This window comes from Okeania sp., assembly GCF_035285525.1.
Lineage (GTDB): Bacteria > Cyanobacteriota > Cyanobacteriia > Cyanobacteriales > Microcoleaceae > Trichodesmium.
Window position 1 is genome coordinate 1 of sequence record NZ_JAYKGW010000252.1, and the last position, 18,432, is coordinate 18,432.

Genomic DNA, 18,432 nt, shown 5'->3' on the forward strand with positions numbered 1-18,432 from the left:
GAAGATATTAAAATTATTCTCAAAGATGGAGAAAAACTGAAATATGACCGCAAAGATTATCTAAAATTTCACCAGGAACTTTCATCAAAAGACCGAGAAATTACTATCTTATTTAAAGAGCAACCAATTTTTGATGTTTTGGTTCCCACAGGAGTTTTTAACCCCTATGGTGGTATAGCTGCTCAAGCTTTTATAAGCGGTGTTTTAAATCAAATAATTGATACCAAAGAAAAAAGGGTACTTGACTTGGGAACTGGTTGTGGAGTTATTGGCTTGTGCTGCATTCTTCAAGAAAGCACTAAAGTAATTTTTTCTGACTTGCATCCCAATATTATGCCGATCAAAAGTCATCCTCTATTTCGAGAACAAGATGAAGTCAAGGTACAAGATTTGTGTGCAGGAGAAACAGAGGAATCTTATGATTTAGTGATTATGCCTTTTCCTAGTCGTTCTGTTGATCATAAAATGGAAGCAGATTCTTATGAAATAGGAATATTGCGAAATGACGATCTAGTGTTTCGGGCGATTGAGCAAATCGGGAAGGTATTAGTACCTGGGGGAGAAATGGTATTTTTCTATCGAGTGTTTAATGATCAGTTTCCACTGTATCTGGAAGTGATGGCAAAGTTAGCAGCACATTTTGATTTGACTACTCTCAAGTTACTGTGGTATTCAGGGGAAGATAGCGGACATGGTTTGTTGCTTTCTGTGAAAAAAAATATGCATAATTAATAATTGATAATTATTTCTCCCTTTTAGACAGAGGATTGACGCTTAAGGAAAAAAAATTCTTTTTAGTCAATCCTCTTCTTTCTAATAAGAGGTAATTATTAATTCAGGACTTACGAAACGCTATTAGTAGAGTGTGTTACCGTCAGTATAAGAGACTGATACGCTATATATAGTACCTTTGCGGAAGTCCTGTAATTATTAAAATAGGATTGCTATAGTATTGTATAAATTTCAATTATATAGCAGTTTTTAATCTGATGGGGTAGCTCAATGATCCCCCTAAATCCCCCTTTTTAAGGGAGACTTTTAGAATGATACCGCTAAATCCCTCTTTTTAAGGGAAACTTCTAGTTCCCCCCTTTTCAAGGGTAGTTAGGGGGATATCCAAAACTGTACCTCACGCTTACTGGGAAATACTATATTAAGTATTAAAACTATGATAGATTTACAACTTCAAGCTCAACTGCAAAAGAGAAAAAATCCTTATGGAAGTAGTCGAGTCGATCATCCTTTTCAAACACATAACGATGCAGATAATGTTTTTAGTAAAGAATTTCATCGGATACAATCTACTCTTAAAGATATTAAGCAAGATATAAATCATCAAAGTAAAGGAGTTGTAGTTGTCGGAAAACCTGGATTTGGTAAAACTCACCTGATGATGCGATTAGCAAATAGTAGACTAAGAACTAATCGAGTATTATTTATTCGTCAACCTAATAATCCTGATGCTGTTATTTATCATATTTATAGTCGGATACTTGAATCTTTAATTAAGAGTATACCAAAAATTAATTACACTCAACTAGAATATTTAATTGCTAATAGTTGCGCCAATATTTTTCAAGAAATTATTGTGGAAAATCCTCACCTATATGTTAAAAAAACTAGCAAAAAAGATAGGGAGATATTGACAGAAGTCGAGAATGGAAACTATCTAAAATTACTAACTTATTTGTCATCAGATACTAAAGCTAGAAGAGAACTTTGGGAGCATATAGAAAATCGAGTTTATTTGTGGTGGGTGACAAATTATTCAAGGGCAGGGTATGGACCAGAAATATTAAAGGGAATTATCAAGTTTTGTGGATATAAATCTATAGATTATCGTTGCATTATTAGAGAATGGTTGGCAATGAATGAAGTACCTGCCAAATACTTGGATAAAGTTAGAATATCATCCTGGAGTCAAAGTATAAATCAAGAAGAAGTATCTCTAGAAGCATTAAAGATATTTGGGTATTTATCACTTTTAGATGAACCTTTAATTATTGTATTTGATCAGTTAGAAGGTTTGGGCAGGGAATACAATCAAAATCTTTTGTACAGTTTTGGAGAAGCTATCAAAGAAATTTTTACCCATGTGCCAAATAGTTTGATTATTTTCAATTTATTTCCTGATCGCTGGGAACAGTTGCAAGAGGAGTTTGATGATTCTATTATAGATAGAATTTCTCAATGTCAAGTATTTTTAGAAAAACCATCTGAAGAACAATTGAAAGCAATTCTGAATGAAAAATTAAAGTCTATTAATATTTCGATAGAACAAATTTTTACTCCTGAAGAAATTCAGATTATTTTAAATAGAAATTCTGTCCGGGGAATTATTAATTCTGCATCTGATTTCTATAATTATAAAATTCATAGCATCCCCTTACCTGAATATCTGAATTTAGAAACAAGCAATACAATAAATTCACAATCTAATTCCCATTTACAAAGTTTAAGTTCCGAGATTAAACAAATTAAAGAAGTTGTTCTCAAAATTGCGGAAAAACTGGATATTGAATCTAATATTGCCTCTAATTTAGAAACAAAAGTTGAGCAAAATGGTGAAACTTCTATTGTTGATAATTCTACTCAAAGTAATGGTGATCAAATGATTACTGATTATCTAAATCAGCAATATTCTGAACTAGAAGAAAACTATCATGAATCTCAAGTTATTACCAGTAGTGATGACCGAGGAAAATTAGAGAAAATATTTGCATCTTTGAAAACAATTAAACCAGATATTCAGTTAGATTCCTTGGGGTTAGATAATCAGAAAAAAATTCCCGATCATTTAGTTATCCAGATAGGAGATATCGGTTATGCTATCAGTTTTTTATACGATTCAGGAAACGCTTTTTGTGCGCGGATGAATAACTGGAATGAATTAGTGGTAAAAAATTCTCATCTCAACTTTTATATATATCGAGATGATAGAATTTATCAAGTTAGTGGTGAAAAAAGTTTGGCAGTATTAGATAAATTTAAACAGTTTAGTAATGCAGAATATATGGTTTTGAAAAAAGATGAGCGAATTGTTTTTGAATTGGTTTATCAAATGATTGTAGATATTCAAAATCAAGATTTAGAGGTGAAATTAGATGAAGCTTTATCAGTTGTTTTAACAAGATATTCACATCATTCGTTATTAAAAACAGCTCATAAGATTATAGGAAATATTCAGACTTAATCCTTGTAATAATTTACAGCAATTTCCGAGTTAGTGAGGTACAAAATTTTATTTAGTAATGAATGACCACCCTGGAGCCTTTATTCAATGGCCATTCGTTTCTGATCAGCAATTTAGAACCTTCTCTAAGTTGGAAAGATTTGTTGAGATTTTGTATAAGAGGAAACAGTCTATTACGAGTTTTGTACTAAATTAGCTATGTTAGTCTCATAGTAACTTTTGCCTGACAAATCTAATGGACTGTTTCATCTAGAATAGTGCATTAGATTTGCCGTTGTGGTCAGAGAAAGTTATCTAATGTAGAATCCGGATAATTATTATCCAAGTCATTGCCACTGGAACTCCGTGGAAGGAAACAATCTCCGTCCACCCCTGAGATTGCTTCCGCTTAGTCGATAGGGACAAGAGTTCAATCGGATTCTATGGAAGCGCCGATTTGCGATTGTACCATTTATTTTCGGTGTGTAAGTCTACTATTTCCTAATTTTATGATTAAAAATAAACATAATAAGTTATTAACTCAAATCAGCATCATAGCAGCAATAACTTTAATTTTTGCTATTATTATGCCATTAGTTTTACCAGGGTTTAGACTAAAACTATTAGGGCGTTTTCTATCTTTAGCAATTGTGGCTTTAGGTATAGATTTAATCTGGGGTTATACTGGTTTATTAAGTTTAGGGCATGGGATATTTTTTGCCCTAGGAGGTTATGCTTTTGCTATGCACCTCAAACTCCAATTGCCAGCAGGTCAATTACCAGAATTTTTTACTCTTTATGGTGTGGAAAAACTACCTCTATTTTGGCAACCTTTTCATTCATTTCCGGTGACAATTTTAGCAATTATAATTATTCCAGGTATAACTGCAGCAATTCTCGGTTATTTGGTATTTAAAAATCGGATTAAAGGAGTTTACTTTTCTATCCTTACTCAAGCAGCTTTACTGGTATTTTTTAACTTCTTCAACGGTCAACAAAAATTAATTAATGGTACAAATGGTTTAAAAACAGATACAGAAGAAATTTTCGGTATTTTAGCAGGTTCAGAACCAGCACAATTAATATTTTATGAAGTAACAATTGTTAGTCTTCTAGCAACTTATTTAATTTGTCGTTGGTTAACCAGTGGCAGATTTGGTCGTTTATTAATTGCCATTAGAGACGATGAAACGAGGGTAAGATTTTCTGGATATAATCCCACCGAATTTAAAGTTTTAGTATTTGCTATTTCTGGAGCGATCGCTGGAATTTCTGGAGCATTATATGGAGTTCAAAGTGGAATTGTGACTCCGAGTTATATGGAAGTAGCTTTTTCAATTGAAATGGTTATTTGGGTAGCTGTAGGAGGAAGAGGAACTTTAATTGGGGCAATTATTGCTACATTATTAGTTAATTTCGGACGTACTTTTTTGAGTGAACAATTTCCGGAAATTTGGTTATTCTTTCAAGGAGCATTATTCTTATTAGTTGTGACAGTATTGCCTAATGGAATTGTTGGTTGGTGGCAAGAATATGGTTGGGTGAAATTGCAATCTATTCTTGGTCTTTCTTATCCACTTATGACTTATCCTCATATAGAGAAAAATCCAGAATTTCAGCTAGAAAAAGAAAAAATAGAAAAGTCAAAATTAGGGAAAGGATTTAGGTAAGGATTCAGCAGTCAGCTATCAGCTATTTGTTTTGTTCAGCTAAAGTTAAATATTACAAAAAATCTAGGTTTTTTGCTGTTTGCCTAACATTCAGGAGTAAAAGCTGATATCTAATAGCTGAACGGTTACAAATTAGGTTCAGATGAGGTAAAAAACAATTGGTAGAAAAAATTTTAGAAATTCAAAACTTAACGGTGAGCTTTGATGATTTTAAAGCTTTGAATAACCTCAATTTTTCGATGGATATTGGTGAATTACGAGTAATTATTGGTCCTAATGGAGCTGGAAAAACTACTTTTTTAGATGTTATTACTGGGAAAGTTCAACCAACAACCGGAAAAGTTTTATTTAAAGGTAAAAGTTTAACTAAAATGCCCGAAAATAAAATCGCTTCTATCGGGATTGGGCGTAAATTTCAAACACCGAGAGTATATCTGAATCTAACTGTTAGAGAAAATTTAGATTTAATTATTAATCGCCATAAAGGAATAATTCCTACTTTATTTCGCAAAGTTCCTGTAGCAGAAGTTAGAAGTGTCGCTGGTTTATTGGAAATTATAGGTTTAATTGGAAAAGCAAATATTAAAGCTGCTTTTTTATCTCATGGTGAAAAACAACGTTTAGAAATAGGAATGTTAGTTGCTCAATCTCCAGACTTATTGTTAATAGATGAACCTGTAGCTGGTTTAACTGATGAAGAAACAGAAAATATTGGTTCTATTCTATTAAATTTAGCTGCTAGTCATTCAGTTATTGTGATTGAACATGACATGGAATTTGTTCGTCAAATCGCTAAAAAAGTAACTGTTTTACATCAGGGTTCTGTACTTTGTGAAGGAACTATGGATGAGGTGCAAAATGACCCTAGAGTTATAGAAGTTTATTTAGGAATCAGTGATTAAATAAGGAAGAAGGAGGAAGGAAGAAGGAGTAAATTTTTAAAAAAAGGGGAAAAATCAATTGATATATTTCCCAGAATTAGTTATAGTTAAGGTTTGTCTTGTACTGTTTTCTCTATCTCCTAAGATAACTAATCAGTGAATAATTAATAATTAATAATTGAAGATTTTTTTTTAATATTTACCAACTTCCATTTACGGGAAGAAGCCGGGTTTCTGGATTAGTAAATATTTCCTTTTTCTCCCTAATCCTTATTATAATAACTATGAATTTTAATATGCAAAATCAAACTGATAAGAATCAAATTAATCATAACACTCTACAAATATCTAATCTAGATGTATTTTATGGAGAAAGTCATATTCTCAGGGATGTCGATTTAAGTGTAAAACGAGGCGAAATGGTATGTTTAATTGGTAGAAATGGAGTCGGTAAAACCACATTATTAAAAACAATAATGGGATTACTAAAACCACGGAAAGGAACAATTAATTTATGGGATAAACCCATCTTTAATCTGACAACAGACCAACGGGCTCGTTTAGGTATCGGTTATGTTCCCCAAGGTAGAGAAATTATCCCCAGATTGACAGTAAAAGAAAATTTATTGCTGGGTTTAGAAGCCAGAAAAGAAGGTGGAGAAAATAGGGAAATACCTGAAGAAATCTTCGAGTTATTTCCAGTTCTAAAAACAATGTTATTTAGAATGGGAGGAAACTTAAGCGGAGGTCAACAACAACAACTAGCGATCGCTCGTGCTTTGATGGGTAAACCAAACTTACTTTTATTAGATGAACCAACGGAAGGGATTCAACCTTCGATTATTTTAGAGATAGAAACTGCAGTTAGAAATATTATTGAAAGTAGAAGTATTTCTGTGCTTTTAGTCGAACAACATCTTCATTTTGTACGGAAAGCAGACCGATATTATGCCATGCAAAAAGGAGGAATTGTGGCATCAGGAAATACCACAGATCTAACTCAAGAAATAATTCAAAAATTCTTAGCCGTTTAGGGAGTGCGAAGTAGAAAAAAATCCTGCTTTTTATTTGATTTTACCTCCATGCAAAAATTCAGATATTTCCTAACTCAAAAAATCAAGTTTATGTATTAGCTCAATATTATAAATATAGCAATTATAAATATGGTGTAATATTTATCGCAGGGGTTTGGTCTCCAAACCCCTACAGTTTTTTTCGCAAATCATTTAAGATTTCAATAATGACTAGGAGGAAAAAAATGACGATTATTTTACCTAGAGAAAAAAAGACAATTTCTATTCCCCCCCCCTAGAAAATGGAGATAACCTTACCTCCTTAGAATTTGAGCGACGCTACAACGCAATGCCACATCTAAAAAAAGTCCAACTTATTGAAGGAAAAGTTTATATGGCCTCACCATTGAGATTTGAACCCCATGCCGAACCTCATGCTAATATAATAATTTGGTTAGGAAATTACAAAATTGCCACTTCTGGGGTCAGACTGGGAGATAATCCTACTGTCAGACTAGACCTGGACAATGAACCTCAACCAGATGTAGGCTTAATTTATAGATAGTCAATTTGGGGGGGGCAGTCTCGTCTGAGGGATGATGGGTATATTGAGGGAGCGCCCGAACTTGTAGTCGAAATAGCAGCTAGTACCACAACTATTGATTTGAATGAGAAAAAAAGAGCTTATCGCCGGAATGGGGTCAAAGAATATATTGTCTGGCAAGTGATTGATAATAAGTTTGACTGGTTTGTACTAGAGGGCGGAGATTGTACCACACTAACTGCCAATAATGACATAATTCAAAGTCGAATATTTCCAGGATTATGGTTATCCGTCTCGGCACTTTTAGCAGGAGATATGGCAGAAGTTCTCAAAACTCTACAAACTGGGTTAGCTTCTCCAGAACATCAGACTTTTCCAGAAAAACTGAGTAATAAATCTTGAGTCATCAACTTTAACTTCTGACTTATGAATTTTGACTTTTGACATATCTAATTTTGTGCATGAGGGCGGGTTTATAGCAGAAGGAAGAAGGAAGAAGGAAGAAGGAAGAAGGAAGAAGGAAGAAGAAAGAAGGAAGAAGAAAGAAGAAAGAAGAAAGAAGAAAGAAGAAAGAAGAAAGAATCTGGCGTTGTCTGAGTTTTCAGCTTTTGAACTGTCCTAACCTTTGCTTTGACTGCTGTATCTAAATCTTAGGGTAAGCATAAACATTTCTTATCAAACCCGCCCCTACTGTTGGATGATTTAAGGTATGCCAATCCCCTACTCCCTACTCCCTACTTCCTACTCCCTACTCCCTATTCTGCAGCAAAAGAGACTATAATCTACTAAAAATAATAATATATAAGATTTGGAGGAGAGTCTTGGTGACTAAAATCCATTTATTCAATGTCATATCTCAACCTATGTGGCAACAAAAAGAAAATCAAATTAACAGTAGTAAATGGTATTCTAAGTTGCTTCAACGTTTTACAGTAACCGTAACTTTGCTCACCTTAACTATTGGATGTATACCAATTCAAAAATCTCAAAGTAAAATACCTTCCACCTTAGAAACAAATTCTATCTCAAATAAGAATTGTAGTTTAACTCCAAGCAAAGAAAATAACTCCCAAATTTTTCTCATTTCTCAAAATTCTAACTCTACTCAATGTGCTTCTATCGATCCTTTTAGTCAAGCAGTGAGGTTTGCCACCACAGCAGCAAACTTAACTCAATCTGCTAAAACTAAACAAGATTGGGATCAAGTAGCACAACAGTGGGTACAGGCAGTAGCTTGGATGCAAGCAGTACCACCAGAGAACCCTAGACGTACTTTTGCTGAGAGAAAAGTGGCTGAGTATATGAAAAATTTAGCTTATGCTCAACAAAAAGCTGCATCTGCTTCCTCTCAGTTTAATCCAGTTTCTTTCAATAATGATATTCTGGATGCTCAGTTAAAACTTTATCTGTCTTACGTTGCCATTGTCGGTGTACCAGACGTTCTGATTGTGGGAAGTTCCCGTGCTATATCTGGAGTTGACCCCCAAAAACTACAACAATATTTAATAGCGAAAGGTTATCCTCGGTTAAATATGTTTAATTTTGGTATCAATGGCGCTACTGCTCAAGTAGTTGACTTTCAACTGCGACAACTTTTGAGCTATGAGCAACTGCCAAAATTAATTATTTGGGCAGATGGAGTGCGAGCTTTTAATAGTGGGAGAGCTGATCGAACTTATAATTCTATTGTTGCTTCTGAAGGAAAAAGACTACTACTTTCCGGTGTTCGCCCCCAGTTACCTCGCGCTCAATCTAATTTTGCCTCTGTCTGTTATCAGTTTCCTCAACCTTATAATTATAATGTATTTGCACCCAATCTGGATTTTACCTGGGAGACATCGGTGGAGAAGAAAATGAAGGTTGACTATAGCAATATTAAACCAACTAACAATACAAAATATTCCTATAAGCAAACTTTTGCAAATTCAACTTCATATCCTCAATACTCAACTCAACTTGTAGAAGAAGTAGCGATCGCCAATATTGAGAATAATATCGAAGCTAATGGTTTCCTGCCAATGGATGGAATATTTAATCCTGCTTCCTATTATCAACAACGACCTTATGTTGCAGGTCTTTACGATGGTGACTATGCTAATTTTTATCTTGGAGGTATTCAAGCAACCGCTTTCAATGCAGTTGTGAATTTTACCAAATCTCGAAATATTCCCTTAGTTTTTGTTAATTTACCTCTATCTGATAGTTACTTAGACTCTCTACGTTGGTCTGCTGAACAAGAATTTGAACCCTGGATGCAACGTCAAGCGAGGGAAAAAGGCTTTATATTCCTGAATATAAATTTATATCAACCTGAACTCGCCCGAAACCAATACTTTTTTGATCCTAGTCATATAAACCGTTATGGTGCTGACGCTGTATCTCGTTATATTGCTGCTCGTGATTCCATTCCTTGGCCACGGTGATTCAGTTATCAGGTATGGCGCTAGACAATAGGAAACAGGCAATAGATAATAAAGTAGATAAAAAAACTGATTTCTCGGGAACTGTAACTCTTACCTTTTCCCAGTTAAGTGTTCCCTAAAAGTAGTAAGATTTTTATACATAAATAAAATAGGACTGCTATAATTATGACTCAATCAGATGATAGTGGAAAAATTGAACAGATTGTCAATACAGTAATAGGGGTAAAAACTGAAGATACAAATCAATTTTTAAACAGAGAAATAGTTGCAACTAAACAGCTAGATTTACAAGCTCTGGCAATTTATAAATTAGGAACTATCCTGCAAATAGGAATAATTATTCTCGCTTTCTGGGGAATGGAAAAATTAGTAATTTTAGTTAATAATTACTCCTCTTTTCCCAATTGGTTAAGCACAGTATTTGCCGGACTATTTTTCGCATTATTGAGTATTCGTTCCCGAATTTTTTCGACCTTAGACAATACCCGTACTACCAAAACTTATAATAGTATTGTCAGACCAAAATGGGCACCACCACCTTTAGCTTTTCCCATAGTTTGGATGACAATAGCAGTTTTACGAGTTATCTCTTCTCTATTAATTTGGCAGCAGATGAATCAACAATTTTTAGTATTTCCTTTAATTGCTTTTGCCATACATCTTGCCGTAGGAGATACTTGGAATACTATTTTTACTGTAGAACGTAGATTAGGTGCTGCTGTTCCTGTTGTTATTTTCGGTCCTTGGTTATCTGCTTTAATAGTTACGATATTTTACTGGCAAATTAATCCTATAGCTGGAATAATTTTAGCACCTTCTTGTGTATGGTTAACTGTAGCTGTTGTATTAGTAATTAGGATTTGGCAATTGAATGGTAAAGAACCATTATATCCACTAAAATTAACAGATAACTAAAATAATGAATAATTCAACAATCTTGATTAAAAGCTTCCCCTTTTAATCAGTTATAGCGCTAGGGAATAGGAAACATAAGACATCCTACTGAACTGTTTCACCTAAAATAGTGCATGGCGTAGGGGCGGTTTTTTTCCAGAATTTTCATGCTGATTCTAAGATTTATAGGACTAAAGCCATGAACCTTACTGGTAGGGTGTATTTTGCGTTCCGCAAAGCTCCGCTTTATATGTCGGCTCAAGCGCCGAAACGCTACGCGACATGTAAAGCGTATCTCGTAACACACCAAGACGCTATATATAGTGCCTTTGCGTAAGTCCTGATTTATACAAACCCGCCCCTAAGAATGTAGCTAAAATCATTGGGGGCGGGTTTTAATTTCTAGATAAGAACGTACAAGGAGCATTTTTAGATCAATTTCATAGGCAAAGTGGAGAGGAGCGAAAGACTAAAGAATGGAATGGTGAAGGTATCAAAATTGCGACTTCAATTGTCGGGACTCTGAAGAAGGACAGTGATACAGATAAATATTGGATATTAGAAGCAGCTATTCCTTTTGACAATTTTGCTCAGGTCGCTAAAAATATACCACCAAAACCAAAAGAAATTTGGCATCTCAATCTTAACCGTCTTGGTGGTCAAACAAATTTACAATATAGTCAATGGTCTCCGAGTCAAACTCCTAAACCTCAATTTCATGCACCCCAAGATTTTGGTCGTGTAACATTTTCAGCAACAGAAAGTCCGTTTTGGAAAAGATAATCAGAATAATGTATAATTCCAAAAAAAGCTCTCATATAAAATCCAGATAATTACTAGAGCTAAGTCATTGCGACTGGAAGGGAGTGGAAATTTTTGCTGCGCATTTATGTCGCGCAGCATGTAGAGCATGTAGTGCATTGTTTCATCTAAAATGATGCATGGGGTAGAGGCGGGTTTATGCAGAAATTTTTATACTACTCTAAGATTTATACAAACCCGCCCCTGATATACAATCCGGTTATTAGTATATGTTCATAATTCCCTCTACACTTCTATCTCCGTGTCTGCGCGTCTCCCTACTATACAATAACTACTCAACCGGATTCTATATGAGACGGTTGCTTATATCACTGGGGGCGGATTTGTCTAATTTCTAGACAAAAGTCGTTGTAGGGACGTTGCATGCAACATCCCTACAGTGAAACCCGCCCCTACGGTATCTTCCTAATGCACATTTTTAGATGAAACAGTCCAGTAGGGTGGGTAACGCTAGCGTTACCCACCCTACCAATTTTGCCTAATTCCTGTTCATAACAAGGGCAAAAGCAGTAAATTAAGCAAGAATATTTTTCATTTCTACTTTGAAAATATTTTCAATAGTTTTCCCACTGGTTTTTTCATCCCACTGAAGACTATCAAGAAAAGTTTCTGCTGAATGAGTTTCGACAACATCAACACCCCATTCTCCTGGTTGGAGAGTATCAGGAGAATCACTTAATGGAGGAGTTTTTTTCAAACCTCCTAAAATCAATACATCAACAATTAAATCTTTATCATTTTTTTGAGTTATCCGTTTTTCTCTTAATGCTTCAGCGCATTTTTCACCAACTTGAGGTGGAGAAAAAACTTCAGTTTCAAATAATATTTCTACCATCCAATGAGGATGATTTAATTGGCGACATTTTAGCTGTGGATATTTGCTTAAACCATCAATAAATACTTGAGCAAATTCAGCTCGATTTAATTCAGGGAATGTATTTTCTGAAAGTTCAAAATTGTGAGAAAGTAACATTCGTCTAGTTTTAGATTCAGTCATTTTTTTATTTTTATTTATCCTTCGGGTAATAAATGTTAAATCATAACCTTAAATACTACCAGACGATAATAGAGTAGATGCCAGGTATATGAAGTACAGATATTCGGAATTAAATGGGGCTTGCGTATGGAAATCTAAAAGCTTTTACAGAATAGATCTTTTAGCATTTTTAGGTATCGAAACAGTACCTGCTTTTCAGCTCAACCATGCTCCTCAAGTTACAATTTTCAGCATATCGTTGGGCAAAAAAATTACTTTCTTGCTCCTCTACTCCCCTACTCAAGCGCTCCCGTAAGGACGTTGCATCAGCAAAAATGCGTTTTCCGTTCCGGAATGCTCCGCAAACATGTTGCGCAGCAAAACGTCCCTACCCTTAAAAAAGACTGAAGAAGCGCAAACCCCAAATGTTTTTAGTGCAGTGCGGAAAGCCAGTATGGGGGTGTACCTCACGCCAACTGGAATCCGCTGTATAAATAAAAAAGGGCTAACGATGAGACTCCCACCCTTTTTGTTATACTAAATTTTGTTAAACTTGGTTATATACATATCAATAAACCTATTGACATATACATAAACTATAAAAGGGCGAACGATGGGACTCGAACCCACGAATGGTGGAACCACAAACCACTGCCTTAACCACTTGGCGACGCTCGCCGTAAGAATTTTTCTTACAGTTTGTTAATATAGCACTACTAAATTATATTTGTCAACCCCTTTCCTAAAAATCTAAAATCTAAAGCAAATTACTCAATGAGTTATTGCATTAATCCTCAATGTACCAACCCCGAAAACCCAGACACTGCAACCTATTGCCATTATTGTCACTCTCCCCTAATTCTTCAGGGACAATATCGTATTCTGAAAAAAGTTGGTCAGGGAAGCTTTGGCCAAACATTTTTGGCTGTAGATGAACAACATCCTCTGAAGCTCCCGTGCATTCTTAAGCAAATATCATTTCCCACTCTTGACCCCGAAAACTATCAAACAACAGCTAGATTATTTCGACGGGAGGTAATGCGGTTAGGACAGTTGGGCAAACATCCACAAATTCCTCTACTTTTAGCTCACTTTCAATACAATCAAAATTTGTATTTAGTACAAGAATATATTCAAGGTCTGACATTAAAGCAAGAATTACAACAAAGTCTCTTCAACGAAGAAAAAATATGGCAACTTTTACGAGAGTTACTGCCAGTACTAGAGTTTATTCATCAACATCAAATTATCCACCGAGATATTAAACCAGAAAATATTATTCGTCGAAATTTTCCACCTATTAATTACCAAAAACCACCCTACTTACCAGGAGAAAATCAACTGAAAAAATTAGGAAAAATAGGAGAACTTGTATTAATTGATTTTGGTGTAGCGAAGTTGCTAACGGGTACTGCTTTAATAAAAACTGGTACAATTATTGGTAGTCCCGAATATATGGCTCCAGAACAAACCAGGGGTAAAGCACTGCCAGCAAGTGACTTATTTAGTTTGGGTGTAACTTGTATTCATTTACTGACAGATGTTGCACCTTGGGATATGTTCGATGTTATCAATGACTGCTGGAGATGGCGAGATTTTTTGCCGAATGGGAGTAGGGTGAGTCAAAGTCTCGGCAGTATATTGGATAAATTGTTGCAAAATTCTGTCAGTCAACGGTATCAGACAGCAGCACAAGCTTTATCAGCGTTGGAGTCTCCCTCGAATATTGTCAGGCAACCTGTAGAAAATCTTGAGTCTTTAGGGTTGGTAAATCAAAAATTACCATTGTTGCCATCGGTGCGGAGTTTGGTGGGGAGGTTTGTTCCAAAAATTATGACACTGGACGAAAATGAGTTAATTTCCGCAGTGGGAGTAGAGTATGGGAAGTTGCAGTATTTGTTGGCAGTGCAAAAGTGGCAGGAAGCAGATAGGGAAACTTGGGGAGTTTTATGTGATGCTTTGAGGAAGAGGAGGAAAAGTTATTTGTTTCCGTATGATATTGATAATTTGCCTTGTGAAGATTTACTGACTATCGATCGCCTCTGGGTAAAATATAGCCAAGGAAAATTTGGCTTTAGTGTGCAAAAACAGATTTATGAAAGTGTGAATGAAGATTATGGAAAATTTTGTAGTCGGGTTGGTTGGTTGAGTTATAATTTGCATTTTCGCGATCGCGGATTTAAGTTTAGAAGTTGGGCAGCAGTTGGTCATTTACCTTCAAGAATTTGGGTAGGTGGTGATAAATGGTGGATTCATCTAGAGGTGATGGGGAAAAAGTTAGATAAGTGTTTTTTTGTATAGAAGCCATTTGCTATCTTTGCACGCGGTGCGACTCTTTGGCAAAGGAGTCAGGAATTAATATTCAATCCGGTAGTATCGGTAGAATTCATTTCCTGTAGGGATTTGGTCTCTAAACTCTCTACAAACTAGGAGTTTTCCCTCTTTTCTTATGGTAGAACCTTATGAAGTACATGGTAATATCAAATCCGGTAGCATTGGTATAATTCAGGATTAGGGAAGAATAGTCTATATTGTAGGGGCGAACAGCCGTTCGCCCCTACTGACAAGAGAAATAAACAGGACTTACGCTTTGCGTAAGTCCTGTTTATGAAATCATCTGTGACAAAAAACTGTAGGGGTTTGGTTTCCAAACACAAGCGCCAAGGGGTTTGGAGACCAAACCCAGTTAGATAAAATCTCACAACCTATTTAGGATTGCTATATCACCTGATCTATGACAACTATATTTACAGGAAGTCAATTTATCTTTCCTTCTTCCTTCTTACTTCTTCCTTATTTTGATGAACTAGCATCTTTTAACTCCCCAGGACTTATAGACAATGTTTGAGTTTCTGTACCACGTTTAACCTTAAACTGTAGAGGTTTACCAATTTGACTTTTCTGAACTATATCCTGTAATTCTTCAGCAGTAGTAATCTTTTTACCATCAATTTCTGTAATTACGTCTCCACGTCGTAAACCGCTTTTAGCTGCTGGGCTATTAGGAATTATCTGGGCGATTAAAACACCTTCAGTTTCAGGTAACTGTATTAACGCATTGGGATTTTCATTGAATTTTTGAATAATTTCAGGAGTCAAAGTCATCATCCGGACTCCAATGTAAGGATGAGGTATACTTTCTCCTTTCACTAACTTTTCTTGAATCACCTTTGCTTGATTTATAGGTATAGCAAATCCTATACCTTGCCCATCAGCACGAATAGCTGTATTAATACCAATTACCTCTCCCTCAGAGTTTAACAACGGACCTCCAGAGTTACCAGGATTAATAGCAGCATCAGTTTGAATAAAATCAAGACGTTTATCAGGAATACCAACTGCCGAACTGGGGCGATCTAGGGAACTGACAATACCCAAAGTGACTGTATTATCTAATCCCAAAGGATTTCCCACAGCGATCGCCCAATCTCCTACTTTTACCTGTTCAGAACTTCCTAAAGGTGCAACAGGCAAATTTTCTCCGTTAATTTTAATTACTGCCAAGTCAGAAGGTTCATCAAGACCTCTAACTTCTCCTTCAAAGCTACGTCCATCTTTAAGTTTAACTGTAACCGTATCAGCACCTTTAACCACATGAGCATTTGTCAAAATAATACCACTGCCATCAATAATAAAACCTGAACCTTGCCCCCGTTGTTGATACTCCTTGGGAAACTGAGGAAAACTATCATTTCCAAAAAAGCGACGGAAGAATGGATCATTAAAAAAACTAGGTACATTACGAGCTACGGTACGTTCTGTATCTATACGCACAACAGCAGGTCCGACTTTCTCAACTGCAGTAGCGACAAAATTATCGGCTTTCACAGGTACTTTTGCTATTGCAGGAGTGTTTGTATTTACCACTAGCTGAGGTTGAGGGTTGTTTTGGGTAGTTTGTTTGCTTTCTGTAGGGAGAAATACCCTGGGGAAAGTGCGTATCACAGTTATAGTCAAACCTGTACTTAAGGCCATAGCAAGTACATAGCTACCTATTGGAGGTAAAGCTGAATTTTTTTGATCTGAAATTTTCATTGTTTGTTTTTATTAGGACTTACGCAGAGACCCTAGATATAGTGCTTAAAACTATTGCGCAATAGTTTTTGAACTCTATATACAGTACCTTTGCGTAAGTCCTGTTTATATGAGTTAATAAGTAAAGTTTAGAAGTATTTTTAATAATTATAGACATTGAGAGAAAGTTCGCCAACCTAAGAACTTCGGAGGAAATATGCTTATAAAAAGTAGTTAGTTTGTCCAAATCCTTTTAATCGTTCTACCTCCTGTCTTGAGTGAGAACTAATAACTGAAGATGTTTTGCTAATTGTATTGCGGTTTCATTTTCCTATTTCTGTTCCCTATTCCCTACCCATAAAAAAAATTGTAGGGGTTTGGTCTCCAAACCCTCCATACCTATTTCCCTACCCATAAGAAAAAAAATTGTAGGGGTTTGGTCTCCAAACCCTCCATACCTATTCCCTATTCACTATTCCCTAGCCATAAAAAAATTGTAGGGGTTTGGTCTCCAAACCCAAGCAGCAAAAGCTTTAAAGACTAAACCCCGTTAGTTCAAAATGTCACTTTTTTTAGAAAACGGACGTTGCATAACAAACATGGGTTTCATGTCGCGCAGCGATACGTCCCTACCTATTCCCTACTTTTTGCATTCGCAAATTGAAAAATTCTTCATTACCCATCAAGAAACTCTTAGAGATCAGCCATCACTTCTTTGGCTGCAGCTAAAGTCCGATCAATATCTTCCTCAGTATGCGCTAAAGAAGTAAACCCTGCCTCAAACTGAGAAGGAGCCAAATAAATTCCCCGCTCCAACATTCCTCGATGGAACTTGCTAAATTTCGTCAAATCAGACTTTTTCGCATCATCATAATTATGAACAGGTCCTCCATGAAAAAACATACCAAACATGGCACTAATATTTCCACCACAAACATCATGACCAGTTTCTTTTCCAATCGCCAATAAACCATCAGCAAGTTTCTGAGTAATTTTGTTTAATTGTTGATAAGTACCTGGTTTATGTATCAATTCCAGAGTTTTAATACCAGCAGTCATAGCCAGAGGATTACCAGACAGAGTGCCAGCTTGATACATTGGACCTGCTGGAGCTACCATTTCCATAATATCCTGACGACCGCCATAAGCTCCTACTGGCAAACCACCACCAATAATTTTGCCTAAAGTTGTCAAATCTGGAGTAACGTTAAATTTTTCTTGAGCGCCACCATAAGCAATACGGAATCCAGTCATTACCTCATCAAATACAAGTAATGCACCGTTGTCTTGGGTAATCATCCGTAACCCTTCCAAGAAACCTGCATCTGGAGTAATAAATCCAGAATTGCCCACAACTGGTTCTAGGATAATACCAGATATTTCACCAGGGTTGTCAACAAATAGTTGCTTAACTGCCTCCAAATCATTGTAAGGAGCAGTTAAAGTATTCACAGTTACAGACTTAGGCACTCCAGGAGAATCTGGCAAACCCAGGGTTGCCACACCAGAACCAGCTTTGACTAAAAACATATCAGCGTGGCCATGATAACAACCTTCAAATTTAATTACTTTGTCTCTACCTGTAAAAGCTCGCATCAAACGGAGTACAGCCATACAAGCTTCTGTACCAGAGTTGACAAAGCGGACCATTTCGATGCTTGGTACAGCATCAATCACCATTTCCGCCAAAGTATTTTCTAAAGCACAGGGAGCGCCAAAACTTGTGCCTTTTTCCAAAACTTCTTTCAGAGCATTTAATACTTCTGGATGAGCATGACCACAGATAGCAGGTCCCCAAGTGCCGACATAGTCGATGTATTGGTTGCCATCAACGTCCCAAATGTAGGCTCCCTTAACTCTGTCAAATACGATGGGTTGGCCACCAACAGATTTGAATGCTCTAACTGGAGAACTAACTCCCCCTGGCATCAGTTTTTGAGCTGCTGCAAAAATTTCCTCAGATTTAGTGGTATTTAGTGTAGTAACTACCAATTTTAGTCTCCTTAAATTTGTGTTTATTTCA

At 35.9% G+C, this 18,432-nt stretch carries 12 protein-coding genes, 1 tRNA gene and 1 pseudogene; 10 read left to right on the forward strand and 4 right to left on the reverse strand.

Translation table 11 applies throughout. From position 1 onward, the window contains the following. From VKJ25_RS23710 to VKJ25_RS23750, 9 genes and pseudogenes are all read left to right on the forward strand, one after another. On the forward strand, positions 1–732 hold a 732-nt coding region (locus VKJ25_RS23710; protein WP_324239120.1), incomplete at its 5' end, for a methyltransferase. Positions 733–1,168: 436 nt separating this feature from the next. Further along, positions 1,169–3,193, forward strand: coding sequence for an exonuclease (locus tag VKJ25_RS23715; RefSeq protein ID WP_324239121.1), 2,025 nt, complete (start codon positions 1,169–1,171; stop codon positions 3,191–3,193). Positions 3,194–3,681: 488 nt separating this feature from the next. Continuing rightward, a complete protein-coding gene (gene urtC / locus VKJ25_RS23720; protein ID WP_324239122.1) occupies positions 3,682–4,842 on the forward strand; it encodes an urea ABC transporter permease subunit UrtC in 1,161 nt (386 codons plus the stop codon). Between the two features lie 158 nt (positions 4,843–5,000). Next, a complete protein-coding gene (urtD, locus tag VKJ25_RS23725) occupies positions 5,001–5,744 on the forward strand; it encodes an urea ABC transporter ATP-binding protein UrtD (protein ID WP_324239123.1) in 744 nt (247 codons plus the stop codon). A 275-nt stretch (positions 5,745–6,019) separates the two neighbouring features. Further along, on the forward strand, positions 6,020–6,757 hold the full coding sequence (urtE, locus tag VKJ25_RS23730) for an urea ABC transporter ATP-binding subunit UrtE (protein ID WP_324239124.1): 738 nt from the start codon (positions 6,020–6,022) through the stop codon (positions 6,755–6,757). 268 nt (positions 6,758–7,025) lie between these two features. Further along, positions 7,026–7,682 (forward strand): annotated as a pseudogene (locus VKJ25_RS23735) (Uma2 family endonuclease); the annotation flags it as partial. Between the two features lie 31 nt (positions 7,683–7,713). Then, positions 7,714–7,902: a hypothetical protein gene (locus VKJ25_RS23740; RefSeq protein WP_324239125.1), complete on the forward strand. Its 189-nt coding sequence runs from the start codon at positions 7,714–7,716 to the stop codon at positions 7,900–7,902. Positions 7,903–8,104: 202 nt separating this feature from the next. Further along, positions 8,105–9,703 (forward strand): DUF1574 family protein, encoded by a 1,599-nt coding sequence (locus tag VKJ25_RS23745; protein WP_324239126.1) that lies wholly within the window; start codon positions 8,105–8,107, stop codon positions 9,701–9,703. A gap of 165 nt (positions 9,704–9,868) precedes the next feature. Beyond that, positions 9,869–10,618 (forward strand): TspO/MBR family protein, encoded by a 750-nt coding sequence (locus VKJ25_RS23750; protein ID WP_324239127.1) that lies wholly within the window; start codon positions 9,869–9,871, stop codon positions 10,616–10,618. 1,315 nt (positions 10,619–11,933) lie between these two features. Here VKJ25_RS23750 and VKJ25_RS23755 read toward each other — a convergent pair. Next, the gene (locus VKJ25_RS23755; protein ID WP_324239128.1) at positions 11,934–12,416 is read right to left on the reverse strand and encodes a DUF2656 domain-containing protein; all 483 of its coding nucleotides are present in this window, start codon (positions 12,414–12,416) and stop codon (positions 11,934–11,936) included. A gap of 584 nt (positions 12,417–13,000) precedes the next feature. Then, positions 13,001–13,073, reverse strand: a tRNA-His gene (locus tag VKJ25_RS23760). A gap of 96 nt (positions 13,074–13,169) precedes the next feature. On the opposite strand from VKJ25_RS23760, the gene VKJ25_RS23765 reads away from it, so the two are divergent. Further along, positions 13,170–14,696, forward strand: a complete 1,527-nt coding sequence (locus VKJ25_RS23765) for a serine/threonine-protein kinase (RefSeq protein WP_324239129.1) — start codon at positions 13,170–13,172, stop codon at positions 14,694–14,696. Positions 14,697–15,188: 492 nt separating this feature from the next. Here VKJ25_RS23765 and VKJ25_RS23770 read toward each other — a convergent pair whose 3' ends face one another. Both VKJ25_RS23770 and hemL read right to left on the reverse strand, forming a co-directional pair. Then, the gene (locus tag VKJ25_RS23770) at positions 15,189–16,430 is read right to left on the reverse strand and encodes an HhoA/HhoB/HtrA family serine endopeptidase (protein ID WP_324239130.1); all 1,242 of its coding nucleotides are present in this window, start codon (positions 16,428–16,430) and stop codon (positions 15,189–15,191) included. A 672-nt stretch (positions 16,431–17,102) separates the two neighbouring features. After that, complete coding sequence (hemL, locus tag VKJ25_RS23775) at positions 17,103–18,401, reverse strand: glutamate-1-semialdehyde 2,1-aminomutase (protein ID WP_324239131.1); 1,299 nt, start codon at positions 18,399–18,401, stop codon at positions 17,103–17,105. Positions 18,402–18,432 lie beyond the last annotated feature (31 nt).